This window comes from Paraburkholderia sp. RL17-383-BIF-A (assembly GCF_046028015.1).
GTDB lineage: Bacteria > Pseudomonadota > Gammaproteobacteria > Burkholderiales > Burkholderiaceae > Paraburkholderia.
Window position 1 is genome coordinate 308228 of sequence record NZ_JARESR010000004.1, and the last position, 21071, is coordinate 329298.

A 21071-nucleotide genomic window follows, 5' to 3' on the forward strand; every position below is an offset into this window, starting at 1 on the left:
CATGGCGATTGGCAACGGACACTGTGAACGGAGAAAGCTACTGCGAAACCATTCAGAGGCCCGTTCACCTCCGTCGCCTGGCTGCTCCCTTTTCCACCGCCGCAAAATGCGCGAGCAGCGAGTCAAGCATCTGGCTCATTTCGTCCAGCAGTTCGTCGTCGCTCAGGCCGCGCTGTGTGGCGCCTGTCATCACCGCCTCAAACCCGGCCGCCTCGGGAACGACGATGCCGCCGACATCGAGCGAGTGAACCATGCTTGAGAGTCCGGCCATACCCGGCTCTTCGTCGATACCGAAGCTGGCCGCTAAGACTTCAAAGGTCACGCGTTCATTGATGTGCGTAAATGTGGCGCCATCAAAATCGAAACCGACCGCCCCTGGGGGGCAATCATCCGGAGAGGCAAGCCACTTGAAGCGGGCGTTACGGTCGACGAATCGCCTGATGAGCCATGCGCTTGCCACGCGGTCGACCCAGAGCCGCCGACGGGTTGCCCAAACTCGGCCCTGGTACTCCTCTGGCTTAAGACGGGTTATCGTGCCTTCCGTCTGATGGGGTTCCCCAGGGGACAGCACCGCATCCGTAGCGGCGACGAAGTCTTGCCAGGCTGACTGGGCACGGACCGTGGCTTCGTTCGGAAAGAAGTCGATGCCCGAAAGCGCTTCAAACTCTTTTCGCGTTTTTCGCAGGACCTTGGTGATGTCCGCAGGCGCAAGGCTTGCGAGCGACTTCCGGCTTTCGTCGAGTAAGCGCCGCAGCGTCGCATATTCGTCGGCTCGGTCGAACAGCCCCCGGAATTCCTGCTCCTGCACCGCATCGCGGCTTGGGAACCGCATCAGATAGGCTGTGCCCCCCGCCTGGCTAATACCCTCGCACATTTCTCTCATCTCGCTGCCCGCGCCTTCGCCGTCCGGAAGCAGATACACCCCGTCCCGCAAGACAGCGCAGCCTCTGGTTTTCAAGGCACGCCAATAACGCATGCGCGCGGTTGCGTTGTCGGTCGGGAGCGTGAGCACGAGGAGAAGCCAGTCGGTTAACTCATTCATGTTACGTACTCTACATAATAGTTGCGAACGCTACAAATCATTTTTGTTTTGTGCGCAATTCAGGCCTACGATTCGTCGCAGGAGCGGGCGACTCACAATTCGCGCCCGGCCAATCCGGGGCTTTCAAAACGCGCGTTTGGTCGGCGGATGTGACGCCGCAGCCGAGACAGGTGGCTCTCGCGAACGAACGGAGAAGCATGTGGCGACCCGAAGAGATTTTCTGCACAAGACGACTGCAGTAGGCGCAGGCCTGGTTCTGACCTCCGCCGATGTACTGCAGGCAGCTGAGGAAACTGTGGACAGTGACAAGCTTGTAGACGCGGACGGCAAGTATTCGGCGGCGCCACTGCCATTTGCATACGACGCACTCGAGCCGATTATTGATGCTCGAACCGTCGAAGTTCACTACAACTTCCATCACAAGCCAGCAGTGGTCGCGGCTAACAAGGCGGAGGAGGCGCTTGCGAAGGCACGCGATTCAAACGACTTTGCATTGGTGAAGTTCTATGAGAAAGAGTTGGCGTTGCAGCTCTCGAGCCACATCCTGCACACGATTTATTGGACCAGCATCTCGGGCAAAGGCGCCGAACCGAAAGGCGAACTGGCCAAGGCTATCGACACGAATTTTGGCTCCTATGCCAAGTTCAAGGCTCAGCTATTCGCAGCGACGCTGGCGGTCGAAGCATCGGGCTGGGGCGTCGTCGGATACCTTCCGGCAACCGGGAAGCTGATGGTGTTGCAGTGTGAAAATCATCAGAAGCTGACAGCGTGGGGTATTCAACCCATCCTTGTTCTCGACGTTTTCGAACACGCGTACTACCTGCGGTACCAGAACAAGCGCAACGAGTACCTCACCCAACTCTTCACGCTGTTGAACTGGGAAAATGCTGCACAACGATTCAGTGCCGCACAGCCAACGCGGAGGCCGACATGAAATGGGTTACGCGTGAACGTCCGAAAATCGACCGTATAGCCTGTCCATGGCTGATTGCCCGATTCATCGATGAGTCGCCGGAGTTTCTATTCGTATCAACAGACCAGGTGCCGGTCGTCGCCGAGCGTGAGGGCGCGATACCGTTCGACATTCCCGGCGTAAAGCTCTCACACGTTGGCGAACATTGCAGCTTCGATACTTTCCTCGCGGAATATCAGTTGACCGACCCGGCTCTGGCCGCACTTGCAGTCATCGTACGTGGAGCAGATACGGCTCGGCTCGACTTGGCTCCGCAAGCCCCAGGGCTGCTGGCCTTGTCTCTCGGTCTATCGCGAATCTATGCGGACGACCACGAGATGCTTTCTTATGGCATGGTCATGTATGACGCGCTCTACGCGTGGTGTCGCGACTGTCAGAGCAAAGCACACGGCTGGCCGCCAGCGTCGTAGGAACGATGATGCTGGGGCAACATTGTGGCTTTTTCGAACATGTTCTTGACCCTCCGCGCCTCCGCCGCTGCAGCGCTTGCAATCGTCGTAATTGCATCTGTTTCGAACCGCACAAATGGCACAGAAGAAGCGGTTGAAGCCTCCAATCTACCTCTGCAGAAAGTTGCCGACGTGCCTCTCGGCGGTGGGACAACGCGCTTTGACTACGAAAGCTTTGACCCAAGCCGTCATCTGCTATTCATCGCGCACCTGGGCGATAGCGAAGTCGTCGCTTTCAACACGGAGATGTCTCGTGTCGTCGGGCGTGTCGCGAACGTCAGTTCGGTTCACGGAGTGCTGGCGATTCCAGAACTGGGACGTGTCTATGCGTCCGCTACTGCCGCAAACGAGGTAGTTGCCATCGACATGGCGACGCTCGGAATCACAGCTCGCATGCCCACAGGCGCATATCCAGATGGGATGGCCTACGCGCCTGACGCACACAAACTTTATGTCTCAGATGAAGCCGACGGGACTGTGACGGTCGTTGATGTGACGTCTAACCGGCGAGTTGGAACCATCCCGCTCGGTGGCGAGGCAGGGAACACTCAATATGACCCCGTCTGGAAGCACATTTTCGTCAACGTCCAGACGCGAAATCAACTAGTTGAAATCGACCCGACCAGTGACCGGATTCTCGCGCGCGTTGACTTGCCCGGCGCGAAGGGAAACCATGGGCTGCTGATAGCCTCCGACCAGATGCTGGCTTTCATCGCATGCGAAGGAAACGACCGGCTCATTGTTCTCGACATGCGCACGAGGCGCGTGACATCGTCGTTTGAAGTCGGAAAGGAGCCGGATGTCCTCGCGTACGACCCTTCATTGCATTGGTTATACGTCGCCGGCGAGGCGGGTGTTGTCTCGATGTTTCGAGTGGGAGCCGGCGGGGTCTCGAAACTGGGTGACGGTCATGTCGGCCCGAACGCGCACGTCGTGGCGGTAGACGTCGAGACACACCGCGCCTACTTTCCACTCAAAAACTTTGGCGGACAGACGATGCTGCGCATCTTACAGCCGAAGCATTAGAGAGGCCCGCGCTTCGCGTGAGGCTCTGACGACCTTGCAGCTACAACGTGGGCAACCGCTCAAAGTTGTCAAAGCAGGCAAACGGTGGCGGAACTTCCGTTACGTCAAACTCGTCGACGCACGCATGCGGTTGCGGGCCTTACCGGCGACGCCGAGTTCTGACGCGCGGCGTAAGCACGCCTCCCGATAGCCCACACCCTGCACCTGGCCACACACTTGCGCCAATCGTATCTCAAGCGGCTCGTCCTTATCGTGGGATTCCATGGGCGTACTCCGGTTGCAGGTCGATGCACTGACGAGCGAGGTTCAATGAGGCGGTTCGGCTGCAATCGCATATCGGCGTATTTTCTCTCAAAGACTCTTTGTGCAGATGCCAAGGGCGCGGGCCGTCTCGGAAATGTGGCCCTGGTGCTGCAGCAGCGCCGCGGAAATCAACGCCTTTTAGCACGCGGCCAGTAGCCGTCGAGCGGAGCGTCTATAACGGTAGCAGCGCAAGCACACGATATCGCCGAAAAATTTATTTGCAGCGGCGTGACCGAAAACGAAGCCGCTCACGCTGACCGGCTATTCACAGCGCAACTCACAGCGAACTTCGCGTCGCCTTTGGCGGCTAGAATATGGAGGAATGTATGAAAAGCCAGGGGCTCGAATTCAGCGCGGCGCTGTCATTTTCAGTAGCCAGCCACGACTCACAATCAGGCATCGCATCTGGACGCGGCCATGTCTGCTTTGTTCGGGTGCGAGCACCTGCCTGCGGGTTGCCGCCGCGCAACCGGTAGGGCTTTAGCGGTACATGCAACTTCGGCGCGGCTAACGCACGAGCCGACGTCACTGGACAAACACCATGAAAATGCTGACGATTGAATTTATGTTCGACCGCGACGCATGGGCGTTGACCGTGAACCACGCCACAACTTACGAAACGACTTTTACCTGATAGCCCTGTTCGCCGTGCTCCGCCACGGCAGCAGTCTGCCGGGTCCTCAACCTGCATGTCACGTCCGCTGAGTTGGTCACCAACCGATACCCAGCTCCGTTGCGCGTCTCGATGCGCTGAGTGCCGAGCTTCTTTCGCAGGCTATGCACATGCACCTGGATTGCATTGCTCTGGACTTCTTCTCCCCAGCCGTAGATTTTCTCTTCAAGATAAGCGGCGGAAAAAAAGCGGTTAGGCTCCGTTAAGAAGATGCGCAATATTGCGTACTCTCTGGCCCTTAACGCGATAGGCACATCATCAGCCCACACACTGCATGAAGCATCGTCGAGCGTCAGCGTGCCATAAGACACGACGGACCGCAGTTGTCCGGTGCGCCGCCGCATAAGTGCGCGAATCTGCGCTGTGAGTTCAGTCATATTGACGGGCTTTTCGAGGCAGGCGTCGGCACCCGCCTCAAATGCGAGGGTCCGCTCCGCAACAGAATGCTGCGAACTGAAAGCCACAACGCTTGCCCTACTGCCGCCAGCACGATATTCCTTGAGGATTGAAAGGCTGCCAGGGTCGCCTTCGATTCCGAAAAGAATCAAATCATAAATGTCATTTTCGAGCGCGAGTGCGGCGTGGCGACGGCTGCTAACGCGGTCGACAGCGTAACTTCTCGCCCGCAAAGCCTCCCGCAAAACTTCAGCGAACGCGTTGTCGTGCTCATATATCAATACACGCATAGGTCAACCCGTATTCACATACCTTTGCTCCGCATGTGCCCGCCCCTCAACTGGCAGGACCACGCCCAGATTGGAATTGAGGCATCAATGGAAGGCAAGTGTACTCAAGCCTGACCACTTTCGCAGCGAATCGGGCAAACATCCCCGAGTGGCTCAGAAAGTATTGATATGCGAGTAATCTGGCCCGCGTTCGTGAGGGTATAAATGGCGTAATGGTCGAATGCACCCGCGCAGCACACACGCGCGAAGTTGGTGCAACGGCAGCTAACTTCGCCGCTTCGGTGTTCGCGGCCGAACTTGCACCGAATCATTACCCCATCACGGCGCTATTCAGCGAGTTGCGGACATCTCTGTATGGCAAGCTGGGACAAAAAGCAGGAGCAACGGACTGAGTCGCGGCCCGGCCCAGATGACTTCGAGTGGCGCGCTCTTCGCGTGAGAGACATAGTCGTGCGTGAAACAAGTGCATCACCATGCGGCGCCAATGCGACCTTGTCGGTAAGCGAGATGCGCCGTCGGCTTCCGCTATGCTGACTAGCCTCGCCGATAGGAGCCAGTTCTCGCGCTACACTTGCAGAAAGTCGATGCACGGGTGGGCCTTCATGCAGTTGCGCGTTACCAACCGAGTAGCACGCGCAGCCGTTCCATAAGCCAATCCGTTTCAACAACGCTTGTCCATCGCTTGCCTTCAATGGCTCGTCGCATTCGTCGGAGCGTCGTATCGTGCGAGTGCTCGGGAAACTTTGCAGCGTCCTTCAGCGTTTTGGAAACCAGCTGCCGCGCCAGGTCCTCGCAAATGTCCCATCGCTGATATCTTTCTGGTGCCGTCAGGCCGACGATAATCCTTCCGGCAATTCTCCGCGCTGCGAGTTTTGGTTGCGACCCGGACAGTGACGCTGGCGTCGTGTCTGAGGGAAAGTCGTCAGGTATCTGCGAGCTCAACTTTTCCTCAATCAAGAGCTGCTCGACGTCGAGCATGAGCGCACCAACGCAGATATCTTCGTCCAATTGGTTCCAACGGAGCCGCGCGCCGGCCGCGCAAACGTGGACTTCATGTCGCTGCTCGGGCGTCGCCCCTAGCAATCGAGGAAACCATCGAAACGGGACTCGAAATTCTCGACCGTCTTTGAGCAGGAGGGTGAAGTCACGTTCATTCACGGCCACCGAGATTGCTGTTGGTTCATCGGGATTTGTCATTCGTTCTCCCTGCTCATTCGTCGACTAGAAGTGCTTGCAAAGCTGACCAATGAGACGTTTAGCGATTTCGACGAAGCTCTCGTGCTTATCGCGGAGCACCGTCTCTGGATGCAGCACAGTGCCTGAGGCAGCGACGACTCGGACTCGGACGTACTCACCGTCCACAACGATTTGCACGCAAGCCTCCGACGTCGGCGTAGCATCTCCAGCAGTTTGTCGCTCAACAAAGAGGCTAAATTTCCGAACGTCCGGATACGGTCCCATCGGCCATTCGTATCCGTGCGCATGGAGAGCCTCGGATGCACGTTCCCATAGTGCTCGGCGCGGGTCAATTTCTGTGCTCGCCGTGTACAACGGCGTGACGCCGGCGGGTTCGGTTTCGTGCGTGCCTTCGTATGTTGTAACAGTAGTACGCGACCACTCGCTCGCCCATGCTGTAGCCTCCTGTCGCAACAGTTTGAAATCATCGTCCGCGTCGAGCAGCTCGATGGGACGACAGCCGCCCAAGCTAGCGCGAGTCGACGACAGAAAATCGAGGCGACTCCAAGCAGGTGCGGGAATGAGGATGCGGCAGATTGCCTGCAATCGCTTTCGGTCAAATGTTGAGTCTGCGAGCAGTGCGGGGTAGTAGAGGGCTCCGTCGACCTCTAACGTGAACACGCTGCAGTCTGTCAGCAGCTTGCTGAGACGCCGCGGAGTGGCGCCGAGGCGTTGGCGGAAGTCATCTTCTGAAATCAGCTCGCCATTTGCAATCATGGCGTGGCGGGCATCGAGGGCTTGCTGCCAAAGATGCTCGCGTAGAGCGTTGCCGCCGACGTCCTCGTCGGCTTCGATGTAAGCCTGCCGAACAATGTCTTCTATGTGAGCAATCACCTCATCGGGGAGCTTTTGGAACTTAGTGCGGTCGGCGGTCGGGAGCCGGAAATTGTTCGCCGCGATTTTGCGCACAAGGGATGACGCTACGAATTGTGGGAGGTCGTATTGGGCGTCGATGCGTTGCATGGCAATGTCCCAACCGCTCGTGGACATGTAATCCCCCTATCATCTCAATATTCCTGTCGCGCGCACTGCATCGCACTGTCACGAGGGCCAGCGCGATTTGCTCCGGCGCTCGTATATAAGAACCTTCCTTCCGACTTGGATTTTTCGACTGATTCGACGCGTTCCGGTCGATACCACTGGAGTCATAGGCACTTGCGTGGACACTCCAGCGTTGTACTCGCTGAGTTGCGTGCCGGGAGCGATGTCGATACCCAGTTTGCGAAAAGCTTCTGATGCGATTGCCTCGAAGGGAGCGGCCGGCGCAGGTCTTCCCGTGAACCGATTGATTCGCGTTTTAGCGTAGATACCCCTACCGACGCGTACGAGCTTTCCGCTTTTGAGCAGTGTCGCGAGAACGCGGGTCAACTGCGCTGGACTCCCGAGGTCAGACAGCTCGGAGCGAAGAATCACAACGCCCCTCCGCCGGATAATCGAGCGCATGACGCGGGTTTCCAGTTTCATCGCGAATTGTCCTAGGCTGGCCGGCGTACGTCAGCGCAGAGTCCGCGGGCGGAGGTCTGAGCCCAGTTGTGAACAACATCCACCGACAATCAGCCGGGGCGCGTCAAACGCGAAGACTCTTCTTCTGTTAGGAGCAGGACGACTGAGACTGTCGCGTAACTAACTTGTTCGCAGTCGGTGCGAAGGTCACGGTGAGCCTCACCGGGGTACAGGAGTTCGTATTGACGCCCTTTGTCTACACCCGATTCGTGGGTCCATCTGACGTCACTCGAGACGATATCTCTGACTTCCTGCTCGTCTGCACCGGGCGGCATAAACATCAGTCGCGCCTCGGGGTCTGCGCGCCGCAGCAATTCCAATAATTCGGATACTTTCATGATTCACTTCGTCTCTCTTTCGTCGCGGCCAGCAGCGCCGCAGTTTGACTGTTAACGTACTCGGCAAGGCCGCAAGCCTCTTCAGGGGAGCAAGGCTCTGGGAGCAGCGGCTGTAGGTATGACGGCCACCGGAAAAGTGCTTCAACTAGAGTCCGCTCGCCTGCAGACAGCGGGAGTGCCTGAAGCAGTTGCTCAACGACGCTGGCGTCCGGATGCTCGAGGTTATCGATGCAACCACCTTTGCTAGCAAAGTATTCGACGCAGCAGAAGTACATTGCTTCCCACGCGCATTTGAGCCGTGTCGAAGACGATAACTCTTCACGCAGCGCATCGTTCAGATAGTCGCGACTGGCTGCCATCCGTATGCTGTCAATTTTCTGCACAATCTCCTCCATTCCACTCCACGCTGGGCTTCTCAAGTTGGTCGTGGATTAGAAAGCCGACCGATAGCTACCCAGAAGACTTGTCGGCAATCAAGGCTTGGAAGCTGTTTCGAGCCACTCTCGTAGCTGTTTGCGAGCTTCCGGCGAGCCGAGTGCTGTTTCCGAATCTGTGTGCAGGAAGTGCTCTTCAAAACCCGGCGGCACGCCCCATGCGTCATCGTCCAATGCCAACCATTTCGCTACGCCGTGTTTGGCTGCGTGCCGCATGATGGACATCGTTTTCGCTGTGCCATCTTTTATTTCGCCTAGTCGAGGCGGCGTTCCAAGCGTCGTGCCAACGACTTTACGGCGCAGATGGTCTGGTAACAGGGCGATGGTCCTTCCGGCGCCCAGGCTTTGCAGCCAGGAAGTGGTGAGGACGAGTTGTACCTGCGAGTAGGGTGCGAGAATGTCAACGAGATAAGGCACAAACTCAAAAGGCCGCCGTCCCGTATCCAATGCGATATCGCCGACCTCATTTATTAGGCCATGACCAACGTTGAGCACGCCTCCGAAATTAAGGTAGAGCGTTGGTTCGTCGGCCAACAAGTGTTGCGAATGCCTGACTGGTATTGTCATCTTCTCCTCCGCTTCCGAGCGCGACGTAGTTCCGTTGATATGCCCGGGACGTTTAGAGTCGCAGGCATATCTGCGGCAGCGAGCGCGAATATAAGGGCGTTCCGCCGTCTTGCCGCCCGCGCTACGTCACCGCGCGGGTTTAGCATTGCCCTCGAGAATGCCTGACAGAGAAGGCAAAAAATGTCTCGATTTGATATCCGTGTTTCACCTCGCCGCGTCAGAGCTTTGCGGCGCCGCGCCAAGTGTCGCCCGAGTAGACGGGCGAATTCCTTCGCGACTCCACTCAGCGCATATGTGAGAACGCGCGATGTCTCGGAGCCGATGGCGACGTGCCGTCCATGGCGCTTAGACCTCATGTCGGGGGCGTCGACTGTGATATGCCGGCGCATGAGGAACTCTGCAATGCAAACATTTGCTCAAGGCGGCGAGCAAGTAACTTCTGCACGTCTTGGTCGCCAAGACCGACACCGTGCTGACAGTGAATTAAACGAGACTCGTAACCGTTAACGCCTCTCCGGTCGTCGTCAATCGCAAGCCAGCGGTTGAGCCCGTAACGTCGCACGTGGCGAAGAACTTGAGCGCCTCTTGGAATCTTGGACCACTCGGACACTGGCCCATCTTCTGGGTGATAAGTTGAGTCAACAATGCGCGCTCTTAGTGAGGCAATCGGGAAGCGCGAGCGGGTTTCCTCGAACCCCAACTCCTGCACCCAGGATGTACTTAACACGATAGCGACATCGCGATACGGAGCAAGAATTCGTTCGAGCAAATCGGCGAACTCGAAGAAAGGGGTGCTTGATGACCCTGGAACAATTCCGTCTTTCGTTCGATAAGCATTCGTGCGGTGCAGGCTGTGGTCGAGGTCCGTGTAAAGGACCTGTGAGGCGGCCGTTATGCGACGCGGACTGCACGATTGGTGGTCGATGGCCCGACCTCTCCTCTCTGGAGACTCGCGGTTCATATCTGCTTGCTCTTCAGTGCGCCCCAGATTTCCGGTAATGCGACTGCGGACAGCTCAAGGTCAACGTCAAGCGGATAGTGCTGGAGCACGCCTACCGCGACGGAGCGGAGCAGATTGACCACAGTGATTTCGTCACCAGCGGCGAGCGTCTGGAGCAACTGCCGAGCGTCTAATATGGCGCGAGTTCTTTCTTCAGGGGTGATGTTCATTGCCAGTTCTCCTGAAACAGTTCGTCCGTAACGTCGGTTTAGCCTGAAACGCCATGACGGTCGCGCCATTCGTCCCGAACATATTGACTGACGACAGCGCCCCCCTGGAGGTCCAATCAACACCTGATGATGTGATGCCTCGCCGTCGGTCAGCGTCGAAAAATTGAACGGGAGAACTGATGTGGCCGTCGAGTCTATGAACGTTCCTGCCGACAAACTTACTGCTCACTCAACCGCGCTGCCATCCCTATGCCCATTTTCGACTCCGAAGTCTGAGGTGGGCGCAAGTCGGGTGGTTGGTCCGGTGCAGCCCACATGCCTCGCAGGCCATCTAGGACGCAGGAAAGCGCTTTTAGAGAGCGTGCAGGCGGTACGAGCCACTAAGGAAAGGCTCAATGCGAAGGAGTGTCGTCAAATGCCGTCGGTCTGGCGACGCTGTTGGTTGAGATAAATATCTCACTTTCATTCTAGGTCGCGTGAGGGAAAAGGCAAGCCCCGCGACATGTGGAGGCGGCGCTTAACGCGGGCCGGCATGTCGCTCATCCCTGGGAGGTCAGGTGCTAGGGTTGCCCTCGAGAGGCTCGCGGTCGAAATTTGCGGCCGCATGCAAATCGGCGAAGTCCAAGTATTGCTCGAGACTACTGCTGCCGAGCGCGGCGATGCATTGGAGAAATAGGGAGAGCGGGACAGAGCCGGAAGTCAGGTGAGTGGTAAGCGTGCGCTGGGAGATGTTCGTGCCCATTTGTCCTAGGCGCCGATTCAACTCGGCCGGCGTTACCCACGGCTGACGAGCAAGCTCTGCTGCAACCACGGCCCTCGCCCTGTCGTCCCAATCACCACTCGCGTGGATGGCAGTCTGCCAGAGAGCTGGCGCAGTCGCACCAGTTACCGAGATTACCTGAAGGAGGAGGCTCAGCCTCATCGTACCGCGTGAAATTCGGTTCGTCAGGGCGCGTATCGACTCTGGCGAACCGCGTTCTGCGAACTCCTCGATGAGCTCGGCGTAGGACTTGTCCTTGCGCGCGAGCGCAACGCGGATAACTCTGGATGCAAGCCTCTGCCAAACCGAATCGACCTCGCTCACGTTAGATTTCCTTGTTTTCCACCGCGATTGTCCTAGACTGAAAGTGAGAGATAAATCTCACTTGAGAAAGATAAAAAAACAGCGCTTGCGAGCACCCAGCGCAGGAGGGAGTTCGCGCAGAACTGACGGACAGAGCAGTCGATTTTAGATGGATGGGCAGGCGACCACCAGCTTTCACCGCAGCCCCTTACCTCACGTCGGGTATACGCCAGCGATTTCGTCCGGTTGATTTCACTGACGTTACCCAACGTGCATCCGACGAACATATCATTTGCCGGACTGCAGGGGTGCATATCAAGCAACTCAAATGCAACGTTTGCAAACTGAACGGGCATTTGCGCACCTTTGCGTGCGGTCCGCCGACCGTAATGCGCCGGACCTCTGATAGCAATCCGCGTGGACACGCGCAGCGCGGAGATTTTGGGCCAATGCGGTTGGCACTGGAACACGCGTGTACTCGCTCATTCAAAGCGGAAGGGCGAGTAACCATAAATGGGCTTCGTCTTACAGCTGGCGTCTATTCAGCCCTCATAGCGTCCAGTGTGAGAAGACGCATAAGGTTATCTAAAGTGATAGCCCGAACGCGGTGGTCCGATTTGGCTACGATTGCGCAGTAAATTCACTTTAGATTTTTTGAGACGACCGCACGGAAGCCCGATGGAATAAGCTTTTCGTGCTCGACTTTAGGTCGTCAACATTGCGCTCACAACAATGTACACGGTGTATATTTTAAGGATGCCTAATTTCATAAACACATGATTTGTAAGTGATTTATAAATCATCTAAATTTTAAGAAATACAGGTCTTTTTTTAGAGGTATGAAGGGGTTATTGACGGACGTCGGGAATTGTGCATCCGAATTTTCGCTGTATCGGAAGCGCGTTAAGTCCAGTTGGCTCAAAAAAGATTTAAATTTTTTTGAAGCTGCCAATTCTTTGTTCAGAAAGGAAAAACGCCTCGACATTGTTGCGAGCGGCGCCGGGAATCAAGCATAGCCTCTTGCAACGAACCGCTCAGCGTGAAATTATCCCCTCCACTTTGAATCACATGGGGCCCAAGGACGTGCCGCGGGAGAAAAGATACGGAAGGGGGCACTTCTAAAGTTATCTAAAACGTTCGAGGCTGAAGTTTGTTTAGCCCGGCGCCCGGATAAGCATACTGCAGGTGTGTCCGACTCGGCGCGCGAAGCGCACCTCTAAGCGGCGCCAATGCGGGGCCAACGGGTTTTGTTCCAGCAGGACGTGTAACTCTAATTAGCGAGCGTATCGGGAAAACGGGTTTGTGCACGGTAGTTGACGAACACGGGCCCGGGGAATCAGATGCAAGGCATCGCGATGACGGCAATCATCGCGGTGAATCGAACCGGCGCGGAATCGCGCTAGGAGTAAGAAATGTAAGAGGCAAATAAATCACCGCCGCGTCGACGGATTCAATCGACCACAGACGACCGGTAAACGAAAAAAGGGACAGCGGCAACCGTCCCCTTTTGTCGTGGCGCGCCCTCAAGAGGGATACACCGCAGTACACAGAACTGCAGTCTCTCATGAGCGAGCGCTGGCGTCAACTCGCGCCTATGCCTCCGCCCGGAAGGCAGGGGCATTCTCGTCCCCAATTTGTAATCGTGAGAGGCAAAAAAGTGTTGTATTTCAGCAAGTTAGATTCATCGCCCAATGTGGCGCCAACCAACATTCATAGCTGCGGACAATCGTGTCGCTGGCGCGCTGATGCGTCTATCGGCGGACGAAGCGCAGTTCTATTCCCTTCGCGCCAGCGCGGAAGCGCATTTGCCCCGGGGATGCGTTGGCTTGCGGCAGCCGGCGAGGGAATCGGCCTCCTCCCGCCACGAATTGCATCTCGACAACTGCGCGGTGCGGTGTTCCCGAATCGGGAGTCCGCGTGATGACGACCAAAGAGAGCGGCGCTGATGGCGTAATCGAGATGCTTCAGCCATCCCCGGTTCCAAACAACCCTTGCCTCGACTACCTACCGGTTTGGAATGGATTCGACGATGCGATGGACAGGCTAACCGTAGAGCCTATCCGGCTTGGCAATGGCCGCATGGAGTCTGACGGCGTTGCCAACTTTCCCACCTCAGTTCAAGCGCATCTGACCCGAGCAATCGTTGAGGCGATGTTTTTCAGTGCGCTTGAGCGCAATCCGGCTGATTTTGAGTACCAGCGCCTGATGTTTAACGCATCAGCCGTCCTAGCTGAAACCGAAGACTGTCACGGGCACGCCATATCTACAAAAGCTATATCTGTTCGCAATGACGGAGCTCGAGGCATTTTCGTGTTCATGCCCGCCGAGATGGGCCAGGACACACTGGTGAAAGCTATCGAAGACTATGTTGGCACGGAGAGCAAGTGGTTCTATGTGAACACTCCGCACAGAGGACAAATCGAAGTCAACAAGGTCAAGTCGCTCACGGTCCGGTTTCCGCCAAATGGCTCCCCGAAGCGCTTCGTGAAAACTCTGCTACACGCAATCGACACTGCGGCGCAAACGGGCTATGCAAATGAAACGACCGGCCCGTTCCACCGGCTCCCGGATGAGTGCGCATTCGCGATGTGTGCTCTATGCATCCGGCACAACATTGGCGTGATACTCGTTCCGGACATCACTGCGAAAGCCCTCGAGCAAAGTGGTGCCTCGGTCCTCCTCGGCGAGCTTTCTCAATTCGCGAAGCTTTCAGGCGTGCCTCTTGTCTGCCTTGGGTCCACGGGAGCGGCCTCTCGTCTTGTCGAACTTGGAGCCACAGCCTCATCGCTCTATAGCAAGGGAGGCGTCAGTATCGCAGCGCTCGAACTCGAGGAGGCCCAATGGGGATTGTGGACCGAGTATCTGTGGGACAACTATCTCCGATTCGTCTTCAACCACGTCATGCCCGACTGGCTGCACAAAGAGCTGTGGAACCACTCGCGCGGTCACACCGAGGTGGCCACAAAACTCGTCCGGCACATCTATGAACGTCGTGAGCTGAATGCCGGCGAAGAGCTCACCCCGGAGCGGCTGTCCTCCTTCGCGGAACAGGCGCTAAAACTTGAACGTGCCCCACTCCGAGCAGTCGCGCACGTCCGCGCGAATCGTCCGACCGCACGGGATGGCGCTCTGCGTTACGCTGACTGGATTCCTCTTGATACGTCCATCATGGCGATTCCGGCGGTCAACGAGAGCTATTCTGGCTCGCTTTTTCTGCCGTTGATTGGAGAGGCCTCATGAACGGGCCTACCTACATCCCGGCAGAACCCGGAGAGTCGCTCACAAGCATCACGGATATGGTGGCCAGAACCACCGGCGACAAGGCTGTTAAAAGCATGTTCCGATGTGCAATTCGAGGCGACTTACTCCTTTATAGCACGCTGCCGTGCAGGTCCGCCGGCCTCTGCGAAGCAACCCGTTTGGCATATGGTGACCCCCTGCATGTACTGTCAAAGCATAGTCTGCTTTCTTTCGCGACGTGCGGGATGTCCGCAGACATGGCGGAGAAAGCGGCGCGCAGTATTGCGTATCACCCAACGAGTCGGACTATGTTTCCGCGGATGTTGCCGGGGTTCGAATCTGGCAACCGGTACGGACTGCAGTGCCCGGAATGCACTCTCCTTGCCACCGTGACCGCCGGACGCAGGGTGTCTTACTGCGCGCACTGTATCCCTTACGCGACGAGGTGTCCTTGGCATGGTTGCAGGCTCATTTGTGACCTTGAATGCAGCAGACTGGAAATGCTCCTGTCGAGGGAAGTGAACAAGGCTCGCGCCGAAAATTCACTTCGATATGCACAGCTCGGTTGTTCCATCAGCGAAGATGCTCCGCATGAGCCTCTCTGGCCTCGCATTCTGAGGATTCTCCGTGAGAAGGGGTACGTCACCGAGTACGGGAGACTGCGGATGGCGGAACTGCGCGACTCGTATCGCAAACTGTTCTCCGCCGGTTTTGAGGACGAACGCCTCTGCCATTTCGTGCACGACCCGAGTTTTTTCGATTGCTGCATCGAAGCAGTTCAACGGGCGGACCGCGCGGCGCCGGCCCCGATGCTGGTCCTGCTCAATTACGCTGCCCGCGACATTGATGCCGCCTGTACATCGCATCGGCGGCCACACTCCCCGTCGTCGCCAGTAGACGTCGATGCGGCCTTGCGAACGTCACAACGAACAAGATGGCTCGAACAGAGCGTTGCGCACCCGGAGATGACGCGAACACAACTGCGGCATTCGCTCCCCGACGTTTGGAGCTGGCTGTACCGGAATGACCGGCCGTGGCTGCAAGACCGCCAACGCCCAGCCGCAACACCTGCAGGCGGACGGCGATTCCATGAGATTCCGGAATTCATCAACGCTGCCATCAACCATGGCGACGTCGACCTTCGTGAGCATCACGATGGTCGGGAGCCACTCCCGTCTGCATACCAAACCCGCCTTGCGTACGGCATGAATGAGTATCTTTTCAATCGACTGCCCACGATGCCGCCAGCGGTGGGTCGCCAGGCGCAACTGCCAGGCTTGAAAGAGCTCTTCGTTAGCCGACGCGTCGGCTTTGCCCTCGAACAACTCGCTCGCGATGGCAAGTCACTGGACATCGCAACAGTGTCTCGCGCTGCAAGGTTGCGCATTGCAACGGTCTCTAAATTTGGGTTCAAGGTCTCGCTGACAACACATGAAATTAAGGCGTCTATACCGCCCCGGCCTGGGTCTTTCTATCTCCAAGGGGGAGATGCTCACCCTGTACCTTCGACGCCTCCGAGCAGTGGCGAAACACAACCTCTCTCCGAATCGCGCATGGATGCTCCCGAGCCGCATGCGTCCGGTGATAGAACTCCTTGAGACTACTGTCGGGTCCGTTAATGATGTTCTTACCAACAACACTCTTTCCCCGCTCGCCTCGCGTTTCATCCCGCCAGAAGATTTCCGTTGTGTCACGGCGCATTTCCTTGACGGCCCGGTCGCTGGCTTACAAGCAAAACAGGGAATGGCAGGGCCAAGGTCGGGCTGGGCCCGGCATCGGCTGCTGCGATGCCTGCGGTGCCTGGAAGAGGACATTGGTTGCTGCGGTCGCCCGTTTTGGCGCCGAAATCATCTGCTGCCCGGAAGCATGTTTTGCGGAATTCACGGGCTGCCGCTGTATGAAGCTTGCGAACTATGTATGGACTACGAGAAGCATCCCGAGCGGGTCCTGCACGCTGGCTATCACTGTGGTTGCGGTCTCAGACCCATTGCCGAGGCCACATCACTCCTGGACAGACATGCGGAAACAGAAGTCGAGGTCGCTCGAATCGCATCGAAGCTGCTGGAGCCTGACTACCTCCCTCATCTCAACCATGCCAGCGTAGCCCAGGCAATTGCGGAAGCGGCAACCAGGCATGGACTCATACGCAGCGGTATGTTTTTCTGGGATACCACCAAGGAGTACTTCGCGCAACACTCATTTCGACCGCTTGTCGAGCGCACCGGAATCGCAATTGAACGTAGTCAAACGTTCGGGAACATCCTCAAGGGTCGACAGTTTCTTCGTCACCCAATTGAAGCAATCGGCATGCTCAGGGCCCTGAACGCAAGCTGGGAACACGTGGAGAAAATTTTTATGAACGCACCGAATCCGGCAGCCATTGAAAAGCAATCCAATCCTGTCAAAAGGACACCACACAAGAACTGGACGATGTATCACCAGAGCTACATCAACCGGAACTTCCAAAGCTTGTTCAGTCGCTATGCCTCCCAGTACGACGAACTACGGCGTGAGCGTCCCGAGTTAAGTCATGTTCAGCTGATGCGACTTCTGCCGACCACGGCTAATGACGTCTTGACTGAGAACTCACTTGCGGCAGCCGGCCACGACGTGCCGATGGTTCTTAAGAATGGCGTTCGAAATCGGGCACTCGCTGAGATGCTTGTCGAGTACATCGATACGCGTGCGGAATTTTTGCGTGCGACTCGGTATCCCGGGCGCATCGACCGGCGCGTACTACAGCGGGGATTTGTCCGCCCGAAGGCGCTGAGTGGAAAAGGTATGGCTGAAAAGCTGGTGGGTGTGCCTGAGGCCCTGAAGCGAAATGTGGAGACTGCTGCGGAGTGGAAAGCACGAATCGCGTCATATGACAGGCCAGCAAGCGCCCGGTCCATACAACGCTTTTATCGGTCGCCCACCACGTCGACTTCCGATGTTGCGAACAGCTAAGGAGATTCAAATGGTCTTGCGTCAAACCGGCCGCCCGGGTGAGCGCGGTCGCCGCTCACATACTTACATCTCACCTTTCGACGTCGCGGCTCAACGTTGGCGACATCCTGACTTCGAGTACGATGATGGCGTCGTTCCCGAAGTGCCGGTCAAAGCGAAGGAAGGATTTCACATCTTTGATTTGACGCCGCCTTTCGTGTCGCCGTTCCAAATTGTCCTGCCGGCGCACGACCCGTTCGGATGGCCACACGGAGACGCATACACACCGCTGCTAAAGGCGCGTACGCCACTGATAAGCACGCGCGCGATTATTCCAGGTTTCAAGCTGGACCGATTGCACCAGGCGCTGTCGATGTCCGAGTTTCGTGTGATGGTGAAGCTCGCACTGCATCCAGCCGTCTGGGACTTTCGCGAGCAGTATGGCATCTACGACCGCCAAGCGTATTGGCGCGCTGAGGCGAAAGGTGAGCGCATGCGCCGTTCGGACCTGATGACAATCGATGTCATCGTCACGTATGTCCAGCCGCCAGACTTTAAGCTGAAGTATCACGCCATCTCCATAAAGCATGGCAGCTACCTGCCAAAAGACGAGCAACTCAGGCGCGAGGAGCGTGAACGTGCTGCAATGGCAGAAAGAGGATGGACATGGGAGCTCATTCGAGGTGATGCAATATCGATGACGGAATTTGGAAACCTGAGGCTCGTCCTCACTTTCGCGCGCGAGCAAAACCTTCCGTCCCTCTACTTTGCCGCGCAAGAGTTTGCGCCTATTGTCATTCGTAGCAGCAGCCGAGGTAGCCTGGACGCGGTCATGGAGCGTGTCTCGCGCACAATGTGCATTGGTCTCGACGAGGCGTACCACAGGTTCGCGGCGTCGGTTGCATACGGCTTCCTCCAGCTTGACCACAACGAGGAGCTGGATACGAACTTGAGGCTGCATCTCGTTCGTAGCGGCCGGCGTACGAGGGCCGCCGCCAAAGCGAGGTCTGGAGCATGAGCCAGTCCGAAGCTGAAAGGCTCACGCCCGTATCCAAGTTGAAGCCGCGTGTTGCGGACGCTGCGACGATAGTACGCCTTCAGCAACCGCAGGAAGAATGGCCCAAAGGCCTGTTTCGATTTGCGATGCTGAAACGGTTTCGCGATGGAGAAACCGTGCGCTATCGGGCAATTTGCTGGAATGCCGTCGACAGACAGCTTCATGTGCTTAAGCTCGTATCCCACGGCGCACCGATGGGGCCGGGAGAGTGGTGTGTGTGGGCCGCCGACGCGCCCGATTCCCCACTAAAGGACATCAGACGTGCGGACGAATCTGTAGTGCCCGATTACATGACGAAACCGCTCACTGAGCTTCCAAAGGAATTAACGAAGGGGCTTAACGGCCGCGCATGGCGCGAGCGAGTCGTGCAAGCGTTTTGCTTCCTGGACATTGGAGGAAAGGGCCGGGAAAAGGACCTAGTATTCAACGACGAGGTGGTGGTGAACACCCAGGCGCGACTCGAAGCGCAGCGCTTTGTCCGGGATTCGCTCGGCAAACCGCGCGGTTGGGAGTCGCACGTAAGAAAGCTCTTCCATCAGTTTTGCCATTTCGCAGGCGAAACCGGGGCCATGCTGGCGCAACACAACGAGAAAGGTGGGCGCATCAGGACGCGCGTGGGGACGTTGCGAATCAAACCGGGCAGATTGTCCGATAAGGAGGCTCGAGCCAAGGGACGAAGCGAAGTCACCGGGAAGCCTGTCAAATACAGACGTCGGCCAACGAATCTCGATGACGAGAAGAATTTCGTCGATGTGCTGACACGCTACTGGGCCAACAAGCGCTTCAGCTTAGGAAGGGCGTACGCCAAGCTTGTTCTTGAGCATTACGTGGGCATCGACGAGCGCGAGATTCCGACGGTCGACACTTTCCGATACCACTCAAGGCGCTTGGTAGTCGAGCATGACCTGGTGGCCATCCGAAATCGGACAGTGATTCATGAACAATATTGCGGTGCTCGAGTGGGTACGGCCACTGACTACACTCAAGGGAAAATTGAGATTGTCGATGTTGACGGCTTCACCCCAAAAATTTTCATCAGAGTGAAAGTCAGGAACAAGTGGAAGACCACTCAAGTGAAGGTGATATTTGCGGTGTCCCGCAATACTCATGCAGTACTAGCCGCGGAAATTGTGTTGAGAGGTGAGAACGCGGTTGCTTATCGCAGATGCATCGCCTCATGTTTTTTAGACAAGGCTGGGCGGGCAAAGGAGTTGGGGCTTGAGTCGAGCGATGGGCTCGTCCATGGAAACATAGATGGGGTGTTTGTCGACAACGGCGCGGGACCAGCGAAAGACAACGTTCAGGTCGCCTGCGGGGAGATGAGGCTCTCGTACGAATTGGCGCCGCCAGGACGAGGAGACTACAAACCGGTAGGAGAGAACTTGAACTCGCTGATGGTGCAGTTCTGTGAGGAGGAACCCAGCGGCCATAACCGGAAGCATGACAAGGTCCAACAGGAAGAACGCAGACGCGCCCGAAGAGCGCGCGGTGTGTCGATACGGCAGCTCGAAACGCTTATCTACAAGGCTATGCAGCATCACAACCTCACATCAGACAGGTCGTATCTTCGTGGCCACGCTGCTATGAAAGAGGGTTGGGAAGGCACACCGGCGCAAAACTTTCAGACAGCGAAGTTGGCGCGGCGAGGTGACGCACGGAGGGAATGGACGGAGAGGGACGTGCTCGCTAGATTTGTACCTTGGAAGAGATATAAGGTCCGCCGAGGGTTGGTTCATTTCAAACGCAAGGTTCGATATGGGTCAGCGGACCTGGCGACACTCTGGAACAACCACGTGAAAATTCCAACAGAACAGCGCGGTCCACTTGTGGTGTCCGTCAAACGGTTGGAGGGAAATCCTCACTGTCTTATCTGGAAGATGCCCAATGGAGAGGAAGGCCTTCTGAAGTTAATTGAGGCTGATGCTATGCGTATCCGCCAAATGTCTTGGGCAGAGCTCGACATGACGCTAGAAGTTGCCTCCATGCTGAAACCTGCGGCCGACAGTAAAAGGCGGGCGAGCCGTGACCGCGTGACGGTCGAGCAAGATGAACTGATTACCGCGCGCGAGCAGGTCTTGCAGGCACATAGCGACGTTATCGAGCTCGAGGGGACCTCGGTATCTGACGCCAAGGCACGGGCGACTGCACAGTTTGACCGCAAATGGGGCGATAAGCAGGCCGCCGCGGCCGGCATTGATACCAAGCAGCTTGTTGCGCCCACGCCGACGGAGCCGTCAAAGTCAACTGCGGCTGACCAAGCATACGCGGCAAGAGTCCGGGAGAAAAAGCTGGCGCGTAGCCGTGGCGATGCAGGGACGCATCTTCATTAACGCCCGCGAAGGAAGGTCATGGGCTGGCTTGCCCGCACAGGGTTGCCGGCTCT

The 21071-nt window shown here is 57.0% G+C and carries 21 protein-coding genes and 1 pseudogene; 9 read left to right on the forward strand and 13 right to left on the reverse strand.

Annotated elements, in window-relative coordinates:
- Positions 1–64: 64 nt before the first annotated feature.
- Positions 65–1042 carry a chromate resistance protein ChrB domain-containing protein gene (locus P0D71_RS07125; RefSeq protein ID WP_408181426.1) on the reverse strand — a complete coding sequence of 326 codons (978 nt, stop codon included), beginning with the start codon at positions 1040–1042 and terminating at the stop codon, positions 65–67.
- Between the two features lie 199 nt (positions 1043–1241).
- Here P0D71_RS07125 and P0D71_RS07130 point away from each other — a divergent pair, with 199 nt between their 5' ends.
- The 3 genes from P0D71_RS07130 to P0D71_RS07140 are packed head-to-tail and all read left to right on the forward strand — an operon-like array spanning position 1242 to position 3490.
- Positions 1242–1976 (forward strand): superoxide dismutase, encoded by a 735-nt coding sequence (locus tag P0D71_RS07130; RefSeq protein ID WP_408181424.1) that lies wholly within the window; start codon positions 1242–1244, stop codon positions 1974–1976.
- Positions 1973–2425, forward strand: coding sequence for a chromate resistance protein ChrB domain-containing protein (locus P0D71_RS07135; protein ID WP_408181422.1), 453 nt, complete (start codon positions 1973–1975; stop codon positions 2423–2425). Before P0D71_RS07130 ends, P0D71_RS07135 begins: the two co-directional genes overlap by 4 nt.
- Positions 2426–2464: 39 nt before the next feature.
- Entirely contained in the window at positions 2465–3490 is a 1026-nt protein-coding gene (locus tag P0D71_RS07140) for a YncE family protein (RefSeq protein ID WP_408181419.1), read from the forward strand.
- A gap of 99 nt (positions 3491–3589) precedes the next feature.
- Here the strand turns inward: P0D71_RS07140 and P0D71_RS07145 are convergent, their stop codons facing one another.
- From P0D71_RS07145 to P0D71_RS07200, 12 genes are all read right to left on the reverse strand, one after another.
- Positions 3590–3754, reverse strand: coding sequence for an acylphosphatase (locus P0D71_RS07145; RefSeq protein WP_408181417.1), 165 nt, complete (start codon positions 3752–3754; stop codon positions 3590–3592).
- Positions 3755–3841: 87 nt separating this feature from the next.
- Positions 3842–3925 carry a helix-turn-helix domain-containing protein gene (locus tag P0D71_RS07150; RefSeq protein WP_408181819.1) on the reverse strand — a complete coding sequence of 28 codons (84 nt, stop codon included), beginning with the start codon at positions 3923–3925 and terminating at the stop codon, positions 3842–3844.
- Positions 3926–4405: 480 nt separating this feature from the next.
- Positions 4406–5152 (reverse strand): response regulator transcription factor, encoded by a 747-nt coding sequence (locus P0D71_RS07155; RefSeq protein ID WP_408181415.1) that lies wholly within the window; start codon positions 5150–5152, stop codon positions 4406–4408.
- Positions 5153–5767: 615 nt separating this feature from the next.
- Positions 5768–6349, reverse strand: coding sequence for a DUF2442 domain-containing protein (locus tag P0D71_RS07160; protein WP_408181413.1), 582 nt, complete (start codon positions 6347–6349; stop codon positions 5768–5770).
- 24 nt (positions 6350–6373) lie between these two features.
- Positions 6374–7351, reverse strand: coding sequence for a hypothetical protein (locus P0D71_RS07165; RefSeq protein WP_408181410.1), 978 nt, complete (start codon positions 7349–7351; stop codon positions 6374–6376).
- A 78-nt stretch (positions 7352–7429) separates the two neighbouring features.
- Entirely contained in the window at positions 7430–7852 is a 423-nt protein-coding gene (locus P0D71_RS07170) for a DUF6088 family protein (protein ID WP_408479556.1), read from the reverse strand.
- 89 nt (positions 7853–7941) lie between these two features.
- Positions 7942–8229 (reverse strand): hypothetical protein, encoded by a 288-nt coding sequence (locus P0D71_RS07175; RefSeq protein WP_408181408.1) that lies wholly within the window; start codon positions 8227–8229, stop codon positions 7942–7944.
- The gene (locus P0D71_RS07180) at positions 8226–8624 is read right to left on the reverse strand and encodes a hypothetical protein (RefSeq protein WP_408181405.1); all 399 of its coding nucleotides are present in this window, start codon (positions 8622–8624) and stop codon (positions 8226–8228) included. Before P0D71_RS07180 ends, P0D71_RS07175 begins: the two co-directional genes overlap by 4 nt.
- A gap of 78 nt (positions 8625–8702) precedes the next feature.
- Positions 8703–9230, reverse strand: coding sequence for an HAD domain-containing protein (locus P0D71_RS07185; protein ID WP_408181403.1), 528 nt, complete (start codon positions 9228–9230; stop codon positions 8703–8705).
- Positions 9231–9582: 352 nt separating this feature from the next.
- Entirely contained in the window at positions 9583–10191 is a 609-nt protein-coding gene (locus P0D71_RS07190) for an HAD domain-containing protein (RefSeq protein ID WP_408181400.1), read from the reverse strand.
- Complete coding sequence (locus P0D71_RS07195; protein WP_408181397.1) at positions 10188–10400, reverse strand: BPSL0761 family protein; 213 nt, start codon at positions 10398–10400, stop codon at positions 10188–10190. The genes P0D71_RS07190 and P0D71_RS07195 overlap by 4 nt, the downstream gene beginning before the upstream one ends.
- A 553-nt stretch (positions 10401–10953) precedes the next feature.
- Complete coding sequence (locus P0D71_RS07200) at positions 10954–11484, reverse strand: DUF6471 domain-containing protein (protein WP_408181395.1); 531 nt, start codon at positions 11482–11484, stop codon at positions 10954–10956.
- 1899 nt (positions 11485–13383) lie between these two features.
- Here P0D71_RS07200 and P0D71_RS07205 point away from each other — a divergent pair.
- The 6 genes and pseudogenes from P0D71_RS07205 to P0D71_RS07230 all read left to right on the forward strand — a co-directional run bounded on the left by P0D71_RS07205 (position 13384) and on the right by P0D71_RS07230 (position 21018).
- The gene (locus P0D71_RS07205; protein WP_408479557.1) at positions 13384–14703 is read left to right on the forward strand and encodes a hypothetical protein; all 1320 of its coding nucleotides are present in this window, start codon (positions 13384–13386) and stop codon (positions 14701–14703) included.
- A 665-nt stretch (positions 14704–15368) separates the two neighbouring features.
- Positions 15369–16301 (forward strand): TnsD family Tn7-like transposition protein, encoded by a 933-nt coding sequence (locus P0D71_RS07210; RefSeq protein WP_408181391.1) that lies wholly within the window; start codon positions 15369–15371, stop codon positions 16299–16301.
- Positions 16192–16539 (forward strand): annotated as a pseudogene (locus P0D71_RS07215) (hypothetical protein); the annotation flags it as partial. The gene P0D71_RS07210 and the pseudogene P0D71_RS07215, both read left to right, overlap by 110 nt.
- A gap of 81 nt (positions 16540–16620) precedes the next feature.
- Positions 16621–17652: a hypothetical protein gene (locus P0D71_RS07220; RefSeq protein ID WP_408181838.1), complete on the forward strand. Its 1032-nt coding sequence runs from the start codon at positions 16621–16623 to the stop codon at positions 17650–17652.
- 10 nt (positions 17653–17662) lie between these two features.
- Positions 17663–18649 carry a TnsA endonuclease N-terminal domain-containing protein gene (locus P0D71_RS07225; protein ID WP_408181389.1) on the forward strand — a complete coding sequence of 329 codons (987 nt, stop codon included), beginning with the start codon at positions 17663–17665 and terminating at the stop codon, positions 18647–18649.
- Complete coding sequence (locus P0D71_RS07230) at positions 18646–21018, forward strand: TnsB C-terminal domain-containing protein (RefSeq protein WP_408181387.1); 2373 nt, start codon at positions 18646–18648, stop codon at positions 21016–21018. Before P0D71_RS07225 ends, P0D71_RS07230 begins: the two co-directional genes overlap by 4 nt.
- Positions 21019–21071: the final 53 nt, after the last annotated feature.